At 60.0% G+C, this 19,085-nt stretch carries 12 protein-coding genes and 3 pseudogenes; 6 read left to right on the forward strand and 9 right to left on the reverse strand.

Annotated elements, in window-relative coordinates:
* The first annotated feature begins 120 nt into the window (after positions 1-120).
* From E4191_RS18860 to E4191_RS18870, 3 genes are all read left to right on the forward strand, one after another.
* Complete coding sequence (locus E4191_RS18860) at positions 121-3,429, forward strand: bifunctional diguanylate cyclase/phosphodiesterase (protein ID WP_139615968.1); 3,309 nt, start codon at positions 121-123, stop codon at positions 3,427-3,429.
* Positions 3,430-3,863: 434 nt separating this feature from the next.
* Complete coding sequence (locus tag E4191_RS18865; protein ID WP_181955337.1) at positions 3,864-6,734, forward strand: PAS domain-containing sensor histidine kinase; 2,871 nt, start codon at positions 3,864-3,866, stop codon at positions 6,732-6,734.
* A 1-nt stretch (position 6,735) separates the two neighbouring features.
* Entirely contained in the window at positions 6,736-7,095 is a 360-nt protein-coding gene (locus E4191_RS18870; RefSeq protein WP_176562808.1) for a response regulator, read from the forward strand.
* 109 nt (positions 7,096-7,204) lie between these two features.
* On the opposite strand, the pseudogene E4191_RS18875 reads toward E4191_RS18870, so the two are convergent.
* A pseudogene (locus E4191_RS18875) lies at positions 7,205-7,451 on the reverse strand (ATP-binding protein); the annotation flags it as partial.
* A gap of 365 nt (positions 7,452-7,816) precedes the next feature.
* Between E4191_RS18875 and E4191_RS18880 the strand changes: the two are divergent.
* Entirely contained in the window at positions 7,817-9,046 is a 1,230-nt protein-coding gene (locus tag E4191_RS18880) for a sensor histidine kinase (RefSeq protein WP_139615971.1), read from the forward strand.
* A 120-nt stretch (positions 9,047-9,166) separates the two neighbouring features.
* On the opposite strand, the gene E4191_RS18885 is transcribed toward E4191_RS18880, so the two are convergent.
* The 5 genes from E4191_RS18885 to tnpA all read right to left on the reverse strand — a co-directional run bounded on the left by E4191_RS18885 (position 9,167) and on the right by tnpA (position 13,286).
* Entirely contained in the window at positions 9,167-10,171 is a 1,005-nt protein-coding gene (locus E4191_RS18885) for a hypothetical protein (RefSeq protein WP_139615972.1), read from the reverse strand.
* A 428-nt stretch (positions 10,172-10,599) separates the two neighbouring features.
* Complete coding sequence (locus E4191_RS18890; RefSeq protein ID WP_246055085.1) at positions 10,600-10,863, reverse strand: hypothetical protein; 264 nt, start codon at positions 10,861-10,863, stop codon at positions 10,600-10,602.
* A complete protein-coding gene (gene tnpC, locus E4191_RS18895; protein WP_139615973.1) occupies positions 10,824-12,476 on the reverse strand; it encodes an IS66 family transposase in 1,653 nt (550 codons plus the stop codon). Before tnpC ends, E4191_RS18890 begins: the two co-directional genes overlap by 40 nt.
* A gap of 58 nt (positions 12,477-12,534) precedes the next feature.
* The gene (gene tnpB, locus E4191_RS18900) at positions 12,535-12,885 is read right to left on the reverse strand and encodes an IS66 family insertion sequence element accessory protein TnpB (RefSeq protein ID WP_136887810.1); all 351 of its coding nucleotides are present in this window, start codon (positions 12,883-12,885) and stop codon (positions 12,535-12,537) included.
* The gene (gene tnpA, locus E4191_RS18905; RefSeq protein WP_139615974.1) at positions 12,882-13,286 is read right to left on the reverse strand and encodes an IS66-like element accessory protein TnpA; all 405 of its coding nucleotides are present in this window, start codon (positions 13,284-13,286) and stop codon (positions 12,882-12,884) included. Before tnpA ends, tnpB begins: the two co-directional genes overlap by 4 nt.
* A gap of 232 nt (positions 13,287-13,518) precedes the next feature.
* Between tnpA and E4191_RS18910 the strand changes: the two genes are divergently transcribed.
* The gene (locus E4191_RS18910; protein ID WP_139615975.1) at positions 13,519-14,184 is read left to right on the forward strand and encodes a hypothetical protein; all 666 of its coding nucleotides are present in this window, start codon (positions 13,519-13,521) and stop codon (positions 14,182-14,184) included.
* Between the two features lie 163 nt (positions 14,185-14,347).
* Here the strand turns inward: E4191_RS18910 and E4191_RS18915 are convergent, their stop codons facing one another.
* The 3 genes and pseudogenes from E4191_RS18915 to E4191_RS18925 all read right to left on the reverse strand — a co-directional run bounded on the left by E4191_RS18915 (position 14,348) and on the right by E4191_RS18925 (position 17,404).
* Positions 14,348-15,016 (reverse strand): DUF1236 domain-containing protein, encoded by a 669-nt coding sequence (locus tag E4191_RS18915; protein ID WP_139615976.1) that lies wholly within the window; start codon positions 15,014-15,016, stop codon positions 14,348-14,350.
* Positions 15,017-15,132: 116 nt separating this feature from the next.
* Positions 15,133-16,224 (reverse strand): annotated as a pseudogene (locus E4191_RS18920) (IS630 family transposase).
* A gap of 191 nt (positions 16,225-16,415) precedes the next feature.
* Positions 16,416-17,404: pseudogene (locus tag E4191_RS18925) on the reverse strand (IS481 family transposase).
* 464 nt (positions 17,405-17,868) lie between these two features.
* Between E4191_RS18925 and E4191_RS18930 the strand changes: the two are divergent.
* Positions 17,869-18,885, forward strand: coding sequence for a peptidoglycan-binding domain-containing protein (locus E4191_RS18930; protein WP_139615977.1), 1,017 nt, complete (start codon positions 17,869-17,871; stop codon positions 18,883-18,885).
* Positions 18,886-19,085: the final 200 nt, after the last annotated feature.

The following is a 19,085-nucleotide window of genomic DNA, read 5'->3' on the forward strand; positions in this document are numbered from 1 at the left end:
TCAACATCAATGCCTTCTTAAGACCCACACCGCGATTTTTCTGTAGATGCAGTTCCTTTACTCAACTTATAAGTGTAATGGTCCCTGTCCTGCCAACTTCCTTGACTGGAGCAGCTACAAATGAAAAACGCCAAGGAAACAGCGGGCATGATGGTAGCTGACAGGACGATCCCAGGCAGCACGCCAGCTCCCGTACTCGAGACGTGTGCTATGCGTGACCCTGGTGCAGGCGAAGCTCTGTTATCAACTGTGCCGGTAGAGGTGTTGGGAAGTCTGCTGGATGGCCTCCCGTACCCAGTCCAGGTCAAGGACCTCCATCACCGCCTTCTGTGGGTAAACGAGGCGATGTGCACGCTCCTGGGGCAGAGCCGCGAACAGATGCTGGCGCGTTCTGATTGCAATTTCTGCCGCGAGGAGCAGGCGTGCTCCTGTCGCATCAGTGACGACGAGGTGTTCGCGACCGGCCAGGAAGTCGAGTACGAAAAAGAACTCATAACCCCTGCTGGCTCCGTCCGCCTTATCAGATTTCGGAAACGCCTTGTCAGCGCGCCGGGACCAATGGGCGTCGCACCCTTCCTTCTTACTTCGCTCCAGGACGGCACCGATAGCCGCCGGGCCGAGATGGCGCTGCAGGAGAGCGAGGCAAGTTTCCGAAGGCTGGCCGACGACGCACCGGTCATAATTTGGATGAGTGATGCGAGCGGCGCAGTCGTGTTCGTCAACAGGCTTTGGTGCGATACGACCGGGCAGAACCAAGAGGAAGCTCGCGGCCAGGGGTGGCTGGAGGTCATTCATCCTGATGATCAGGAGAAAGTGGGACACATTTTCGCCAACGCCAGCGCGCGCCATGAACCGTATCAGGCCGAGTACCGCCTCCAGTTGGCCGACGGATCTTGGGCCTGGGTGCTCGACATTGGCCAGCCGCGCTTTGCAGATGACGGAACTTTCCAAGGCTATGTCGGGTGCGGCCTGGACATTACGGAACGACGAAAAGTCGAGGCTGCCCTGCGCGAAAGCGAGGAACATTACCGGTACTCGGTCGAGTTGAATCCTCAGATCCCTTGGACCTCGGATCCGGAAGGCGGCATTATCGATCTGCCCAACCGGTGGTGCGACATGACGGGGATGTCGCGCGAAGAAACGCTTGGTCAAGGCTGGACCATGGCCCTGCATCCTGAGGATGGGCGTACTGTACTTGAGCACTTTGGGGCGGGGCTGACACATGGAGTGCCTGTTGACGCCGAGGGGCGTCTGCGCGGGGCTGACGGCACCTACCGGTGGTTCAGGATCAGAGGCGCCCCCCGGCGCGATACCTCCGGTCATATTCTGCGCTGGTATGGGTCGTCCGAGGACATTCACGACCACAAGCAGGCTATGCTCACCTTGCAGGAGCGCGAGCGGCAGCTCCAGACCGTGTTCAACCAGGCCGTGGTCGGCATCGTGCACCATGACCGGAGCAACCGGGTTCTCATGATCAACCAGCGCTTCCGAGAGATCCTTGGCCGAACGCGTGAGGAACTCGATGGGATCTCCCTCCTGCAGTTCACACATCTCGAGGATGCCGAGCGACAGGCGTTATTGCTGCAAGAGCACAGACATACAGGTGAGCCTCTCCAACTGGAGAAGCGGTATGTCCGCCCGGACGGCTCGGTCGTCTGGTGCAACGTCAACATTTCCTTCGTCCGCGACGAGGCAGGGGATATCACCGGAACCATTGCTGTTGCCGAGGATATCACCGCCCACAAGCAGGCAGAGGAGCGCGCACGGGAGGCGCAGAATCTCCTGCAGGACGTGATCGACAGCGTCGATGACCTGATTTACGTCAAGGACTGCAGTGGACGCTACATAGTCGCCAATAGGACGTTCGGTGGCCCGGAGGTTCTCGGGAAGTGCGATCAGGACCTGTTTTCCCAAGAGATTGCCGAGAAGTACCGCCAGGATGATCACCACGTTCTCGTCAGCGGTAGCAAGCTCAGCGTCGAAGAGGATTTTCCCAACGATATAACCCGGCGCTATCACACGGTGAAGGCGCCTTGGCGCCGGAACGACGATATCATCGGCGTCATCGGCATTTCACGAGACATCACCATGCGGAAGCAGGCTGAGGAACGCCTGCAATGGGCCGCAGATCACGATGAACTTACTGACTTGCCTAACCGCAGGCTGTTCCAGGAGAAGATCAAGCAGGCTTTCCTTGCGGCCTTTCTGACGCAGCGCCGGGTCGGCCTGTTGGCCATCGATGTAGATCATTTCAAGCAGATTAACGACAGGTTCGGGCATAGCACGGGAGACGCCTTCTTGAAGGGCTTTGCGGAACGCCTTTGCCAGGTCGTGGGAGATCAGAGCCTGACGGCCCGGGTCGGTGGGGACGAGTTTGCCGTTCTCCTGCCCGAAGTCTGCAGTGAGACCGATGTCTCCACCATGGCCAAGGCCATACTGGATCACCTCCAGGAGCCCATATCGCTTAACAGCAATCTTCTTGACTGCCGTACCAGCATCGGCGGCGCGGTCACAGTGCCCGGGTTTGACGGTGAGCCAGATGAACTGTGCAAGCAGGCAGATATTGCCCTTTACGCCAGCAAGACCGCAGGCCGGAGCGTGTTCACGATGTTCCGGTCATCGATGCGGGAAGAGCTGCAAAAGGCAGGTTCGGCCCTTCGCGTTGCAGGGCAGGCCGTCGCCTTTGACTGGCTGGTTCCCTATTACCAGCCCAAGGTTGACCTGGCATCGGGCAAAGTGGACGGCTTCGAAGCCCTGCTGCGCTGGAACCATCCCGATAGCGGGATCCAATCCCCTGATGCGATCGCTCCCGCCTTTGACAACACCGATCTGGGCATCGCCATCGGCGGGCGTATCCGCTCCTGCGTGCTCCAGCACCTCCGCGCTTGGTACGATACCGGCATCAAGACCGGGCGTATCGCGATCAACGTGTCATCGGCAGAGTTTCGGCGTGACGATTATGCCGAACGTGTGCTTGACGAGCTGAGTCGGGCCGGCCTTCCGACAAGCTGTCTCGAGATCGAAGTGACCGAAGGGGTGTTCCTGGGGTACGGCTCCGAGTTTGTGGAACGGTCCCTGCACAAGCTCATTGCCGCAGGCGTGACCATCGCTTTGGACGACTTCGGCACAGGCTACGCTTCCTTGTCGCACCTCAAGCAGTTTCCCGTGCATGTCCTCAAGATCGACCGCTCCTTCGTAGATGGGCTGGTGACAAACGCCAGCGATGCGGCCGTCGTCAATGCGGTGCTGAGCCTCGGACAGAACCTTGGCATCCGGACTGTAGCGGAGGGTGTTGAAACCGCAGCTCAAGCGGCCCTTTTGCGTGACCAGGGCTGCAGCACCGCCCAGGGGTTCTACTTTGGCCGACCTATGGCCGCCAGCGACGTTCCTCGCTTCATTTCCTCGTGGAATGACTGGGAACGTCGTTGAGAAAGGGGCGGCGCAAGAGTTCGGACCCGTCGCTATGCCTTGGCGATTGGCAAGCAACTGATCTGAATGACGAAATGGGAGCGCCATTTGGGGATGAGATAGCAGTGCAGCCTGCTGTCTCCAGCGCGAAAATCGCAATGGCCATATTCAAGTCGCTTATCCGGCAGGCCGCGGCACCGGTATCCGAAAATAACAGGTTGCGTTGTTGCTTCGTCGGATGCGGTGGGGCAAGAAAAGCTTGGCCTATTTGAACATGAAAATTCGAGTTCCTGCAGCATGAACAACGTCCGCCTTGACCTCAGATCGCCCATTCTAATTTTAATTTCAGGCGGAAGCGGGCTGGGTGGATTGGAGTGCTCCTTCGCCTGGTGGAAGTCCGCGCTTGGGCCCGCCGAAGAATGCCTTTTTATCGACAAACGAGGGGTCTCCCTTTCATGAGCGGTTCGACGACAACTTCATGTGCATCCGCAGTCGATCCCTCTTCGTTGCCGCCGTTTCTGCAAGGTGGAGGTGAAGCTGGGACGCTCCTGCGGGCGCGTGATTGGGCGTCATTCTCATTTGGTTTGCCAGAAAATTGGCCTGTAGCGCTCCAGACACTGGTTGGGGTCATGCTCGGTTCGAGCCAACCGATGTTTGTCATCTGGGGGCCGCAGCGAACGCTTCTTTATAATGACGCATATCGTGAAATTCTCGCAGACAAGCATCCGCTAGCGATGGGGCGAGATTTTCTGGAGGTCTGGCAGGAGATCAGAGACGATCTGCTGCCGATCGTCGAGCGGGCTTATCACGGCGAGCCTGTACAGATGGACGACATCGAGCTTTGGATAGAACACAATGGCGTTCGCAAAGAGGCCCATTTCGCCTTCTCCTATACGCCCGTGCGAGGGGAAACGGGCTCAATCGACGGTTTCTTCTGCGTCTGCCAAGAAATTACCAATCAGGTTGATGTGGAGCGTAAGCTCCGCGAGAGCGAGGCGCGTGCCAAAGCCGACGCGGATCGGGTGAGGCTCGCTCTCGATGCAGGCGCGATCATCGGAACGTGGTTCTGGGATCTCCCCTCTGACAGCTTCACGGTGGATGAGCAGTTTGCCAAAGCCTTCGGTATCGATCCCAGCCTAGGCCGCAGCGGTCTCAACCTTGGGCAGGTGATTGCCACCGTTCATCCGGACGATAGGTCAGGATTGATCGCCGCCATCGAGGCGGTCAAAGAGAGGGGCGGCCCCTACGCTCACCAATACCGTGTGTGCCGCACGGACGGCAAGTATCACTGGATCGAGGCGAATGGGCGCGTCGACAAGGGGGCAGACGGAACGCCGTTGAGCTTCCCGGGCGTCTTGCTCGATGTGGAGGAAAGACGCCGTACGGAGACCGCCCTCCGAGCCAGCGAGGAATTCAACCGCCGTGTTCTCGGAAGTTCGGGCGACTGCATCAAGGTGCTCGATCTTGAGGGCCGCCTGGAATTCATGTCGGAAGGTGGAATGGGCATAATGGAGGTCGATGATTTCGACCGAGTGCGCGGCTCTTTCTGGCCCGACTTCTGGGATCGGGCGGAGAAGGCGAAGGTCATTAGCGCCATGGAAACGGCAAAGCGCGGCGCCACCGGACGTTTCCAAGGCTATGCCACAACCATGAAGGGAAGCCCCCGATGGTGGGACGTGGTGGTCACCCCAATAAATGATGCCGCGGGGCAGCCAGAAAAAATTCTCTCCGTCACGCGCGACATCACCGCCACGATGGAGGCACAGACGACTCTTCGCGAAACGACCCGGAAGCTTGATGCCATTCTGAACAACACCCGCGAAGCTGTATTTCTGATGGATCATCGGCAGTGCTGCGTCTACGCCAATGCCGCTGCTGAGAATCTGACCGGCTACAGGGCGGAGGAACTCCAGGGGCGGCCACTCCACGATGTAATTCACCACAAGAAGCCTGACGGTTCCCACTATCCAATCGAGGAGTGCCCAATCGACCGAGCTTTCCCCGCACGTGCCCAAATGAGCGGTGAGGAGCTTTTTGTGGCCCCGGACGGTTCCTTCTACCCGGTTGGGTTCACGGCAAGCCCGCTACTGGATGAGCATGGAAGCCCCGTCGGCACGGTAATCGAAGCGCGCAACATTGCCGAAAAGCTGGCTCGTGAAGACGCACTTCAGAAACAAAAGCGCGTTTTGGAGACCCTGAACCGCACGGGTGCGGCCGTCGCGGCTGAACTCGACCTGGAGCGTCTGGTGCAAACTGTAACTGATGCAGGGGTGGCGCTGACCGGCGCGCAATTCGGAGCCTTCTTCTACAACGTACTGAATGAAAACGGCAAAGCGTTCATGCTGTACACGCTGTCCGGTGTCGATCGCGCCAAGTTTGAAAGCTTTGGGATGCCGCGGGCGACAGAGGTGTTTAGACCCACATTCGACGGCGATGGGGTCTTACGGTCGGACGACATCCTTGCCGACCCGCGCTACGGCAAGAATGCGCCGCATGAGGGGATGCCAGAAGGGCACCTTCCGGTTCGCAGTTACCTCGCCGTGCCTGTCACATCCCGCTCGGGTGAGGTCATCGGCGGGCTGTTCTTCGGTCATCCCGAGCCCGGCCAGTTCAGCGAACACCACGAAACGTTGATGCTCGGCATTGCGGGCCAAGCAGCAATTGCCATGGACAACGCGCGCCTCTATCGAGATGCACAAGTGGAGATCAACCAACGACGCAAAGCTGAAGAACAACAGCAACTGTTGATCAACGAGCTGAACCACCGGGTCAAGAACACTCTGGCGATCGTGCAGAGTCTAGCCAAGCAGTCGTTCAAAAACGATCTGCCGTCGGATGTCGCACGGTCGAACTTCAATGCTCGGCTGAGTGCCCTCGCCGCAGCACATAACCTTCTCACGCGCAGACACTGGGAAAAAGCGCTCTTATTGGAGATCATTTCCAGTTCGGTACATGCAACGGCAGGACCGGCTGCGGTCCAAGTGACCTCTAAAGGCCCTGACGTGGTCGTTTCCCCGCAGACGGCTGTTTCGCTTGCCATGGCGATTCACGAGCTCAGCACGAACGCCATCAAATACGGTGCCCTGTCCAGCGACAGGGGGACAATTGCCGTGAGGTGGGACGTAATTAGCACCGTCGACCGGCCGCGCCTTCATTTGGAGTGGAAGGAAAATGGGGGACCGGCCGTTACTGCACCCACACAAAAGGGATTTGGGCTGCGCATGATCGAGCAAGGCCTCGCAGCCGAACTCCAAGGCCAGGTCACTCTTGAGTTTGCGCCTGGCGGCTTGCACTGCATTATCGATGCACCGCTCCCGGAGGTATGAAATGACTGACCGAACTTCAGTCCTGATTTTGGAAGACGAGCCGCTTATCGCGTTTGCGCTCGAAGATATGCTTCTCGAGCTTGGCTTAAACGATGTGCGGCTTGCTACCACCATCGCGGAGGCCTTCCGCATTCTCGACGCCCACACCCCGAATTTTGCAGTTCTGGATGTCAACATTCGAGGCGATCGAAGTTACGGCGTGGCAGGTGAACTGAAGAGACGAGGAGTGCCGTTCGTCTTCGCCACCGGGTATGGAGATGCTGAGCATCCAGACGCGCTCAAAACAGTGCCAACGCTCACTAAACCGTACTGCCCTGAGGATCTGAAATCGGTACTGGCTGGTGTCACAGGCCCAGTTTAACAGGTGCTAGGTGTCACATCCCGCATGATTATACGGCCTCTTTCTGAACAGATCCGGCCTTTGTTTCTGCCAGTCCTTGAGGACGTTGATGGGCGTTCGCCCCTACATGCTCCACCGGGAGTTGGCTGGTGACAATTGTGAAGCCACAACCGTCACGATCCTCGAGGATCTCCAGCAGGTCTCGCCGTTCGGGAACGGACAACACTGACAGGCTCCAATCGTCGAGGATGAGCAACTCGGTCCGCTCGATGGCTTTCAGTCCTAGCGTGCCGCCCGTCGCCACGGGCGATGGCGAGAGCCTCGAACAGGCGCGGCACGCGGTTGTAGGCGACGCGTCGGCCATCGCGGCAGGCCTTCCTCACAAAAAAAACGAGGGTCACCGTAGCGTCAGACTGTCGGCCAGGCCCGCCCATGATCGCGTGGAACGGTTGCCATCATCGCGTAGAATCGCTGCCAACAATCAGTTGGAATGGGTGCCCATCATCCCGTGGAACACGCACCCAACATCCCTGACGAACCGTCCAAAAAGAGTTGAAGTGCGGTGGGTCAAGCGCGCTAACGACCTTTGCCGCCACATTGCGCGGCCCACATCTGGAATGGTTCATGGTTTGACAGATCATCTCTCGCTGGAATAGCACGGTTCCCCTATAGCTCTCATATGGCTGACAATATGACGTCACTTTCTCCCGGCAGTACATCACGAACCGAAAGAAGCGAGACCATGGGCAAGGATCATGCTGAAACTTGGGCTGTCGCTCCAGAGACGGGGGGCAGTCCGGCGGAGGAACTGGAATACCGGCTGCGCCAGCAGCAGCTTGCGGCCGAATACGGCGCCTATGCACTGCGGACCCACGACATTGGCGCACTGCTGCACGAGGCAACGCGGATCTGCGCCCTCGGCCTGCATAGCCGCTATTGCAAGGTGCTGGAGTACCTGCCCGACGAGGGGCAGTTCATCCTGCGCGCCGGGGTCGGCTGGCGGCCCGGCACGGTTGGCCATGCGCGCGTCGGTGCGGATCTTGAAAGCCCCACCGGCTATGCCTTCCAGACGGGCGAGCCGGTCATCTCAAACCATCTGGAGGGTGAGACACGGTTTCGGACGCCAGCCTTGCTCAAAGAGTACGGCATCAAACGCGCCATCAACGTGCTCATCCAGGGCGACGGCAGCCGCTATGGCGTCCTTGAGGTGGACAGTCCAACCGAGGGACGTTTCACTCGGGCCGACCTTGCCTTCATGCAAGGCTTTGCCAACCTGCTCGGGGTAGCGATTGAGCGGCATTACGTCGAAGAGGCCCTGCGGACGACCGAAGCACGCTTGCGCACAGCTGTAGCACATCAGGAGGTGCTGACGCGCGAGATCAGCCACAGGGTCAAGAACAGCCTGGCGATGGTGGCCGGGCTGCTGAGTATGCAGCGGCGGGATTCTTCGGACCCCTCACTGGTCAAGGCGTTGGAGGATGCCGAAGCCCGTGTGACGACCATCGCGCAGGTCCACGACCGGCTGTGGCGTGCCGACGAGGTGCACCGCGTCCAACTGGCCGCGTTCATGAGCGAGCTGTGCGATAAGATCAGCATGTCCGCCCCATCCAGTCAAACGCTTACCTGTGCGTTTGCGTCTGTATCGATCGCTACTGATCAGGCCGTGCCGCTGGCCCTGCTGGTGAACGAGCTGGTGACAAACGCCTTTAAATACGCCTACCCGGCAGGTGTCGGTGATGTGCAGGTCACCTTAGAGTTGGCGGGCCCCGGGCAGATGCGGCTGACGGTCTCCGACCAGGGGCAGGGCCTACCGGCGGACTTCGACGCTGAAGCGTCCGACAGCCTGGGAATGACACTGATCACCGGCCTGAGTTCTCAACTTAACGGGCAGTTACAATGGCATAACAACCACCCGGGCACGGGTTTCGTCCTAGACTTCGCGATGCCGGAACAAACCGAAGAGAAAATTTGAAGTGTGGCCCCGGGATGGCATAAAAGCTATGGAATCTCTGGTGCCATACTCTCGGGATTGTGCGGACGCGGAAAAGCGGAGATTTCGCGATGCAAACTGTGTGTAAAGCCGCCTTGATGTTTACAGAACGGCCCGTGCGATGCGGATCATCTGGAGAAGCTCGTAGTTCGGGTCATTCAGTCGAACGAGTTGGCCGTTTACGACAGCATAGTTTTCATTGTCGCCGAGCTCCGGCAGACGGTACAGATTGATCAACTCATCCTGCGTCAGGGCGGCAGTCGGGGCGATCGGCGCCCCAGCCACGAACTCTGGCACGTCTGCTATTTGATTAACCAGAAGCAAGGACGTGTAATCCTTCTGGTCAAGCAGGACAGGCAGCCCGTCGATCAGAGCATACCGCTGGCCCTCGGGTGCAGGGTCGAGATCAAAGAGTGTGGTAATCTGGTCCGACTGCAACAGCAACAGCTCAGGGTCCGGATCAACCTCGGCCTGGGAGCTGAGCCACTCGTCGCGACGCTCAATCCAAATCGCGTCGTACCTATCCTGATCGTAGGATGCCCATTCGCTGTAGGTTACGCCTTGCTGCGCCAGACCTGGCGGCACGCAGGGGGGATCCTTCTTGGCAAGGCCGGGCGGGCAATTGCGAAAGGTGATGATCTCATCGTCGGGAATATCGGCGACGAGCAGTTGGGGGGTCAGCAAGGCAAGGGCCGTCGCGCCCAACACGCGCTTCATGTCGCGACCTGTTGGGGCCGCCGTGGAAACGAAGCGAGTTAATACCTCCTCGCGCTCTAACGAAGTAAATCGTGGGCGCCCTGCAGCGCCATTGCCTTTCTGTCCACCTGCACGCCCGGCGTTCCTATTCTCTTTGGCAACGTGATTATTTCCGTTGCCCCTGTGGGCGTTTTCGTTGCCGGAGTTATCATTGCCAGCATTGCCCCGACCCCTTTTCGGCGCTTTGTCCTTGCCGTGCCCCTTGCCGCTGTTGCCTTGGGCCAGCCAAATCTGTTCGCCATGCACGCTTTCAAAGACTGCAATATCGCCCTCTGTATGGAATGGGCTCGCAGACAAAGAAGTCGATGTCAGAGCGAGCGCAACGGCGCCACTCATAAGGAACTTTGGCATGTCAGACACCTCATGTGTGAAAGCGATCGAACCATCCAGCCACGCAATCCCTCAGCTCTGGTTTGCAGCTGAGATGGATTACGCGGGCACACGGTGCTGCATGACGTTAGCTCGAACAACTTCAAGTTGCAATTATAGTAAAGCGGAAGTGCACCGGGCAGCGAATTCTCGATTGATCTTGTGCTGTCATGAGGTCATCTCGACAAAATGCGTGGCCAGAGACAGATCGATGTGGTGTCGATGACGCCGAGGAAACTTTCAGAGGTCCTTTTGTAAGGGTGACGGCGCCCCTTGGGTGGCTAGAATGTAACACATGTGAGAACCCAACTTCTCGTCCGATATCAGATCTGCGCCAAGGTGTCTCCATCGCAGCCATTGGTTGGAAATACGATTACCTTCGTATCCATCCGGTGAAGGCCGCTGTGACGTCAGATCTGATGGTCGCGTTCCATGGCGATCATCTCGAGCAGGTTTTCGACACCGAACGGAGTGAAGGCGAGCACCTCGACCTCGGTAGTGCCGTAGACCCAGATTATGCCATCTTCGGGCTCCATGCCGATGGCGAGATCATGAAGCCTTTCTACGGCTTCGCCCAGCTCGGCGGCGACCCGGTCGATGGTCTTGATGGAATGCACCTTGTTCAACTGCATTACTATGCCGCTGCGGCCATGTGCCGGATCTTCCAGTTCCAAGGGAGCAGTTCCGGCAGGCGCGAGAGAGGCATGTCAGGCAACCGACCGAGGACGTCGGCAAGCCATGCCTGAGGGTCGACGTCATTCATCTTGGCGGTGACGATCAGAGAATACATGAAAGCGGCGCGGTCGCCACCGCGGGGCGATCCGGCGAAGAGCCAGGCCTTGCGGCCGAGGGCAATGCCGCGCAGCGCGCGTTCGGCCGCATTGTTTGAGAGGCAGATGCGGCCGTCGTCAAGGAAGCGGGTGAAGGTTTCCCAACGACCGTCTTCCTCGAACATGTAGTTGATCGCCTTGGCGACGGGGTTGTGCTTCGACATCCGGGCGCGCTCGGATCGCAGCCAGTCGTGCAGATCCTCGATCATCGGGCGCACCAGCTTTTGGCGGGCGTCATGGCGGACCTCGGCGGTCAGGCCGTTGATCTCGCGCTCGATATCGAAGATGGCATCGAAGCGTTTGACGGCTTCCAGCGCAATGGGCGAGATCTCCTCGGCAACCTTTTTGCCCTTGCGGGCCGTTGCTTTGATATCCGCCAGTTCGAAGAACTTGCGCCGGGCATGCGACCAGCACAGCGCGCTCAGCACCGGGGCGGGCTTGTGATCATGGCGATAGAGATCGTTGTAACCGCCATAGGCGTCAGCTTGCAGGATGCCGGTCCAGCCCGTCAAATGCCGGGTAGGATGTTCCTTCCTGCGGTCTGTCGAGAAGTGATAGAGCGCTGCCGGGGGTGCGCCGCCCGCGAAAGGCCGGTCATCACGCAGATAGGTCCAGAGCCGGGCGGTTTGCGTGCCGCCTTTGGCCAGGAGTGGCACAGTCGTGTCGTCGGCATGCAATCGTTCGGCGCCGAGGACATGGGTGCGGATCAGATCGTGGATGGGCTGCAGCGCCACGGCACAGGCCCCGACCTGATCGGCCAGGGTCGAAAGGCTGATCTCGACACCCTCTTTGGCATAACGCTCGGCCTGCCTGTTCAGCGGTTGGTGCTGGCCGAACTTCTCGAACAGCACCATCGCCAGAAAATTGGGACCAGCCCAGCCCCGAGGCGTGGGATGGAAGGGTGCTGGCGGCTGGCTGATCCGCTCGCAATTCCGGCAGGTGAACTTCTCGCGGACGGTCTGCACGACCTTCCACTGCCGGGGAATGACCTCCAGCGTCTCGGTGATGTCTTCGCCCATCTTCACGATGCGCGCCGAACCACAGCAGGTGCAAGATGTCGGCGCCTCAACCACGACGCGCTCGCGTGGCAGATGCTCGGGGAACGGCTTGCGGGCGGGGCGGCGACGTTCGAAGGCCGCGACCATCGCCCCCGGGGCCGTTGCCTCCGCTTTGGCCCGGTCATCGGCAATGTCGGTCTCGATGTCCTCGAGCTGCATCTCCAGTTGCTCGATCAGCCGGGCATGACGTTCGGCGCCATAGCCATATTGCTCGCGGCGGAGTTTGGCGATCTGCAGTCGAAGGTGCCGGATCATGTCTTCGGAGGCTGAGACGATCGCCTGAACTTGGGTCAGTTCGTCCTTAGCGGCTACCAATGCGCCCTCTGCGGCAAACGCGCGGGCTTCCGCCGCAGCAAGGGCAGCGCGCAAAACAGCAATCTCCGGGGCGGTCTCCGACATGCCGAAGATCTACCACATAACACCGGAATAGTCCAATAAAACAAGGGAATTGAGGCTATCAACCCGCTGATGCTGGCCTCTGTGTCCAGCGCGGATTGCGCCAGTCAATTCCTTCCAGAAGATAGCCGAGCTGCGCCGCCGAGACCGGAACGGCCGAGCCATTCTGGCTCACCGGCCAGATGAACTTCCCCGCCTCCAGCCGCTTCAGATACAGCGACATGCCGACGCCGTCGTGCCAGAGGATCTTGATCAGGTCGCCCTTGCGCCCCCGGAAGCAGAAAATCTCACCACCATGCGGATCGCGGCCGAGCCCCTGCTGGACCTTCAGTGCCAGGCTGTTCATCCCGCACCGCATGTCCGTCACCCCGCCCGCGATCCACACGCGCGCCCCCGCCGGAAAAGCGATCATCGCGGGTCCAGCACGGCCAGCAGCGCCGCCAGATGCGAAGCGGCCAGTGAAACAGGGATCGTCATGCGACGTCCGTTCGTCAGCGTGATGTCGATCCGGGCATCATCGACTTCCCGCGAAGGCCGCTCCGCTGGCGCAGGCGGGGCGCCCGCCATCACCAATGGCACGAAACCCCCGCCAGCCTCCGGCGCGCCAAGCGTCCCGCTGCGATACTCACGCCGCCAGATCGAAAGCAGCGACCGCGAAATCCCATACCGGCGTGCCGTCGCCGAACCTTGCCGGAAACCGCGCAGGCTCTCCTCGACGATCCGGATCTTATCCTCGTCAGTCCAGTGCCGACGACGGCCAACCTCATCGGCGGCGAAGATCTCGATTGGTGAAACAACTGAAGCGTATGACATAAGGCAATGCCTTAAGACTATTTGCTCAATCAGAGCAGACGGCCCTCACCGCAGGCTTACTTACCTTCGATCTGAAACTTTTTTGTCAGTAGGGTCGACATATTCTTCCGCTTTACAAAATTACCCGTATAAGTTGAATTCGGTAGAATTTTGCAGAGGCCGGCGTGCTTTGTTGTTTCAGACACGCAATAGGAGACGCACAATGTTAAAGAGTCCGTTCAAGGCCCTATTGGTGGGCGGCCAGATCGTCGCCTCCAGCCTGATGGCCACCACAGCCATTGCCCAAACTACGCAGATCAAGACCCTACAGGGTTCGACGGTGATTGTTCCCGACAGCGCGCTAGAGGAATCTCCTTCGGGGGGGTTCGTCGCCGAGGGTGATTACCCGCCCCTTGAAAGCATCGAGAACTATGAGGCGATCGCGGAAACCCTGTCCGATCAGGGATATTCTGATATTTTCATCCAACGCGAAGGACCAATTCTGACCGTCACCGCACAGCGTGCAGGTATACCAACCGAGCTGGTCTATAGTACAGCCAACGGCCGCCTTGTTTCGGTTGATGGGGTGGAGACCCGTGCGGAACCCGAAGGATCGTCGGCAGGTGACGATGGTAGCCAGGCAGCGGCCGGCACTTCGGATGAAGGTGACGATAACGATGCCTCCGATACCCCAGGAGGCGATGACGGCGCGGGTGATGATGGTAATGCCGGCGCCGATGGTGGTTCGGATGCGGGCGATGGTACCGATGGCGGGGCCAACGGTGGCTCGGATGGGTCCAGCGGGAGCGAGGCGGATGGTGGCTCGGATGGCAGCAATTCAGACGGCGGTTCCGGTAGCGGCTCGGACGGTGGTTCCGACAGTGGTGATTCGGATGGCGGATCGGACAGCAACGGCTGATATCCGTCAGGCAAAGGTTCAATCATAAGAAAACCCCCGCGTCCCGGCGCTGCGGGGGTTTTCACATGACGCAAGTCAGATATGGCTGGAACAGGAAGTGGTTCCCATGCACGTAAAAAGGGGCAGCGCAATTCATGCGCTGCCCCGTGGGTCTGGCTGTCTTTCACCGATAGATATACATAACAGTCCGGTTTTCGGGATTGATGAGCACCGTCTGACCGTTGATCTGGGCGTAGCGGTAGGCGGGCTGCTCGGGGACCTCGTACAGGGTCACCTCGTCCGGAACGCCCGCACCAATCACCACCTCCCCGTCGAGATAGACAGGCTCTACCGTGTTGGACGTGACATAGGTCGTCACTTCCGTGGTCGGCTCCGCGTTTGCTTCGGCACCGGCGACGGATCCGATCGCCGCGCCGGCCAAGGCGCCGACGGGTCCTGCGATCAATGCGCCCATGGCCGCACCACTCAATCCGCCAACAGCCGCATCCTGCCCGGTAGTTGGATCCTCCGCCGGCGCTTCGATGATCGTCACGCCGACAGTCTGGCGGTTAGGATACAGCGATACCACCTCATCGCCTGCGGTCACATTCAGGTAGTCCCCGTAAGCCCAACCTTCCACAGCGCCAGAGGCGACCTGGCACCAGTTAGCGCTATCGATGCAGCCAAGAACGCTCACGTCCTCGCCCACCATGATGGCGCCGATGACCGGATGCTGAACACCCGGACCCGACCGGACATTCAGATCGGTCGACACCGTCGCGGATGTCTGGGCCATAGCTGCAGGTACCAGGGACATGCTGATCAGCACCGTGGCGACAAAGCGTTTTTGCATCTCTTGATCCTCCAAAGCGCCCGACATTCCGGTCGCTTACTGCACAACCTTTGGTTGCTGCATCGGTTCCCTTGCTGGGTCATAGGTCCCAGCTAGTGGTCCGAGTCTGACACTTGCTACCGATTTCCCCTGATATCATCGAGGGCATCGAGCGCGCGGCGTTCGCGGGTGATGATGTCTTCGGCGGTCTTGCTCCAGACGAAGGGCTTCGGCTTGGCGTTGTGCTGCAGCAGGTAGTCGTAGATCGTGTCCTCGAGATCGACGACGCTGGAGTAGCTGCCCCGCCGGATGCGCTTTGCGGTGATCTCGGCGAAGAAGCGCTGGACCAGGTTCAGCCACGACGCGCTGGTGGGCGTGAAATGCAGCTTGAAGCGCGGGTGCTTCTCCAGCCAGGCCAGCACCTCGGGCGTCTTGTGGGTGGCGTAGTTGTCGAGCACGAGATGGATGTCGCGGGGTTTCTTCACCGCCCGGTCGATCCTGCGCAGGAAGGTCAGGAATTCCTTTGCGCGGTGGCGCGGCATGCAGTCGCCGATGACCACGCCCGACTTGACGTCCAGCGCGGCGAAGAGCGTGGTGGTGCCATGGCGCTTGTAGTCGTGGGTCATGGTCGCTGCGCGTCACTTCTTCAGCGGCAGGCCGGGCTGGGTCCGGTCCAGCGCCTGGATCTGGGATTTTTCATCGACGCACAGCACGACGGCCCTTTCCGGCGGGTCGAGATAGAGCCCGACGATCTCGGTCACCTTCGCCTCGAACATCGGGTCGTTCGAGACCTTGAACCCCTTGACGATATGCGGCTTCAGCCCCGCATCCGCCCATATGCGCCCCACGCTCGAGGGCGATATGCCCACCGCCTCGGCCATCGTAGCTCGGCTCCAGTGCGTGGCATTGGGCGGCGTTTCCTGCACCGTCTTGGCGATCACCTTCAGCCGAACCTCCCTGGGCAGGGGCGGCACCCGCGACGGCCGCGTCTTGTCCCGCTTGAGCCCCGGCACGCCTTCATCAAGATACCGCGCCTGCCAGCGCCAGACCGTCGGCTTCGACATGGCCGTCCGCCGCATGATCTCGACGGTTCCCTGACCATCCGCTGTCGCCAGCACGATCTCGGCCCGCCAGGCAAGCTTGCGCGGCGTGGTGCGGTTGCTCACTAAAGCTCGAAGCTCAGCGCGGTCGGTGGGGCCAAGGTAAAGGCAGATGTCGGAGCTTCTCATCCACCGACCATGCCACAGCGGACCGCGGCCGGGAATCCTATGTCAGGTGCAGAACACTAGGGCCCACCCTTATAAGTTTCATATCCCGGAAATGATGATGGTGGCGAGGATGATTGCGTTGAGGAAGAAGTCACCGCATCGCTCATGCGTGTCGCGATCTATAGGGCAAAGAATTATGACTCGATCTCGTGCTATTCGCAAATCTTGCAAGAGTAGCTGTCACATCCCGCGTGATTGTAGGGCCGCTTCCTGAACAGGTCCGGCCGTTGTTTCTGCCAGTCCTTGAGCGCATCGATGGGCGTTCGGCCCTTCAGCACCGATTGCGGAAGCTGACCGTTGTAGAGCCGGACGTAGCGCAGGATGGTCTGTTCGAGATCCTCGCCGCTGCGGAAGCGGTGGCTCTGCAGGACGTCCTCGATCCGGCCGTTGAAGCGTTCGACCATGCCGTTGGTCTGCGGGTGCAGGGGCGGGGCCAGGCGGTGCTCGATGCCGAGGTCGGCGCAGAGGCGGTCGAAATCGTGGTTGCCGGTAGGGCCCCGGCGGCGAAGTCCGAACAGGCGATCGGTGAACTCCTTGCCGTTGTCGGTCAGCACGCGGGTGATCGTCATCGGCGCAGCGCGTTCCAGATCGCGCGAGACAACCGGCGGGCGTTGGCAGCGGTTTTCGCCGGGTAGATGCGCACAAAGACCCACCGCGTGGCGCGGTCGATGGCGACGAACAGATACCGGCGGCGGCTCTCGTCGGCCATCTGCGGCAGATATTTCACGTCGACATGCACGTAGCCCGGCTCGTAAGCCTTGAAGGCCCCGTACGCAGGTCGTGGCAAGGCAGGCTTCAAAGCGCGCAGATTGCCCACGCCATGCCAGCGCAGGCAGCGGTCCAGCCCAGAGCGCGAGACGTGCGGGTTCAGGAACTCCCGCACCACCGACAGCAGGTCATCCAGCGGCAGCAGCAGCGACTTGCGCAGTGCCACAGCTTCCTGTGCCGGCGTGAGCCTCGACTATAGCCTGTGGGGGGTGTGGGATCGGTCATGGACATTGTCCCGGCTCCGCCACTTCCAGACGGTCTGCAGGGAGATGCCGTAGCGCTCCGCCACCCTCCAGGCCGGCTCAGTGCTCGCTTGGATCGCGGCTCGCATCTTCGGTGTCGTCGCTGCCTGCTTGTGAAGAGAGATCAGCATCCTCGCCTCCCGTCCCGAAACTCGCCCAGGATCGATCTTGCCACGAAGAACGCGGTCCGGCGAGGGTCTATGTGATCATCCGGGATAGAACAAGTAGCTCTCGTTGTGATCCAAAGGTAACCACACGAGCTACCGCCGGTACTGTCGACCTAAACGCCTCCCGTTTTGCATCCCGCCATTAAAATGCCTGCTACCGTCTTCCAAGTGATACCGACGCGCCCTCTGTTTAAGCTGGTCCGATCGGATCGTTGTCATTTGCCGCACCGGCAATCGAAATCGGCAGGATAGGCCTGTCGGATCCGTCCCTTTCCGCGAACCCGAAGGCTGACCAATTCGTGACGCTGCTTTAGCGAATAATTCGCGCCTTTGCGGCGTTACAACGTAAGAGTGTTTTCAGGAACTGGCGTGACGGATCAGAGAGATGGGGCGGTTTCGCCCCACATGCGTAAACGGAGAACCGACGAATGAAACGACTTTGTTTGCCGTTGATGATCGCGAGTGCGATCGTATTTACCAGCCATATGGCTCGGGCCGACCCTGACCTTGGAGAAATGGTCGGTACCATCGCGAGAACCCTCCTTGAGCAACAACAGGTCGCGCAGGAGGGCGCGCTGTGGAAAGGGGTGGTGGAAAACGGATCCGCGGCAGCCTACCGGCAGTACCTGAACACCTATCCCGATGGGGCGCACGCGAGAGACGCACGACAACGGCTGTCCAATCTGGAAGCCGGCACGTCGACAGGTAGCAACGCGGCGCGAGCCGAAGCCCAGTTGGGTCTGACGCAGGCGAACCGGATGATCATCCAGCGACGACTGGCAGCACTCGGTCATTACAGATCGGGCATCGATGGCGATTTCGGCGCAGGCACACGCCAAGCGATAGCGGGATGGCAGAAATCCCGCCGGCTTTCGGTCACCGGCTATCTGAATGCCAATCAATCTCGCGTCCTGCTTGAGGGTGGTAGAACCCCCGAGGCACCGACGGCTGGCCTCAACAACTCGGCCTCGTCGGCCGCACAGGTGGAACTGGAGCTTGGGCTGACGCGGAACCAACGTGTGCAGATCCAACGCGATTTGATGACCCTGGGCTATGATCCGAAGGGCGTGGACGGCTTGTTCGGCGCCGGGACGCGGGAAGCAATTCAGTTATGGCAGCGCAGTGGAGGCGAGAGTGTAACAGGCTACGTCACTGCCTCTCAAATCAGATCGCTGCAGACCGCTGCCGCGGCACGTGACACAGGCGCGACGTCAAGCCGAGCCGCGGCGATCGATGAGCAACTGCTTGGGCTAACCCCGACCGAGCGCGTGGAAATTCAGCAACAACTTGTGAGGCTGGGCTATCTAACGGGGCGCTTAGACGGTGTCTTCGGGTCGGCGAGCCGGAAGGCCATTGGCCGGTGGCAGGGTGACAACGGCATGGCGGAAAGCGGCTATCTGACGGCTGAACAGGTGAGAACGCTGCAACGGCAAGGACGCGTCTAGCAGGGCGATATGCAAGCTGTACGGGCATCCACCGGGTAGCATCTGCGCATTCCGGCGTGATCCGGTCGGGGATTCCGATTTAATTCGGTCACGCACTCCAATCAGACCCGGTCAGCCATTCCGGGGCATCCGGTCACCCTGTCGGGGGAGGTTCTGACGCTGCTGGGCAGTCCTGCGGCGGGCTACGCTTGCTCTGTTAA

It is taken from the genome of Paracoccus liaowanqingii (assembly GCF_004683865.2).
Lineage (GTDB): Bacteria > Pseudomonadota > Alphaproteobacteria > Rhodobacterales > Rhodobacteraceae > Paracoccus > Paracoccus liaowanqingii.

Bases quoted from the DNA above. Each gene is read 5' to 3' on its own strand.
- E4191_RS18860 (WP_139615968.1), top strand. From the start codon at position 121: ATGAAAAACGCCAAGGAAACAGCGGGCATGATGGTAGCTGACAGGACG.
- E4191_RS18865 (WP_181955337.1), top strand. From the start codon at position 3,864: ATGAGCGGTTCGACGACAACTTCATGTGCATCCGCAGTCGATCCCTCT.
- E4191_RS18870 (WP_176562808.1), top strand. From the start codon at position 6,736: ATGACTGACCGAACTTCAGTCCTGATTTTGGAAGACGAGCCGCTTATC.
- E4191_RS18880 (WP_139615971.1), top strand. From the start codon at position 7,817: ATGGGCAAGGATCATGCTGAAACTTGGGCTGTCGCTCCAGAGACGGGG.
- E4191_RS18885 (WP_139615972.1), bottom strand. From the start codon at position 10,171: ATGCCAAAGTTCCTTATGAGTGGCGCCGTTGCGCTCGCTCTGACATCG.
- tnpC (WP_139615973.1), bottom strand. From the start codon at position 12,476: ATGTCGGAGACCGCCCCGGAGATTGCTGTTTTGCGCGCTGCCCTTGCT.
- tnpB (WP_136887810.1), bottom strand. From the start codon at position 12,885: ATGATCGCTTTTCCGGCGGGGGCGCGCGTGTGGATCGCGGGCGGGGTG.
- tnpA (WP_139615974.1), bottom strand. From the start codon at position 13,286: ATGTCATACGCTTCAGTTGTTTCACCAATCGAGATCTTCGCCGCCGAT.
- E4191_RS18915 (WP_139615976.1), bottom strand. From the start codon at position 15,016: ATGCAAAAACGCTTTGTCGCCACGGTGCTGATCAGCATGTCCCTGGTA.
- E4191_RS18930 (WP_139615977.1), top strand. From the start codon at position 17,869: ATGAAACGACTTTGTTTGCCGTTGATGATCGCGAGTGCGATCGTATTT.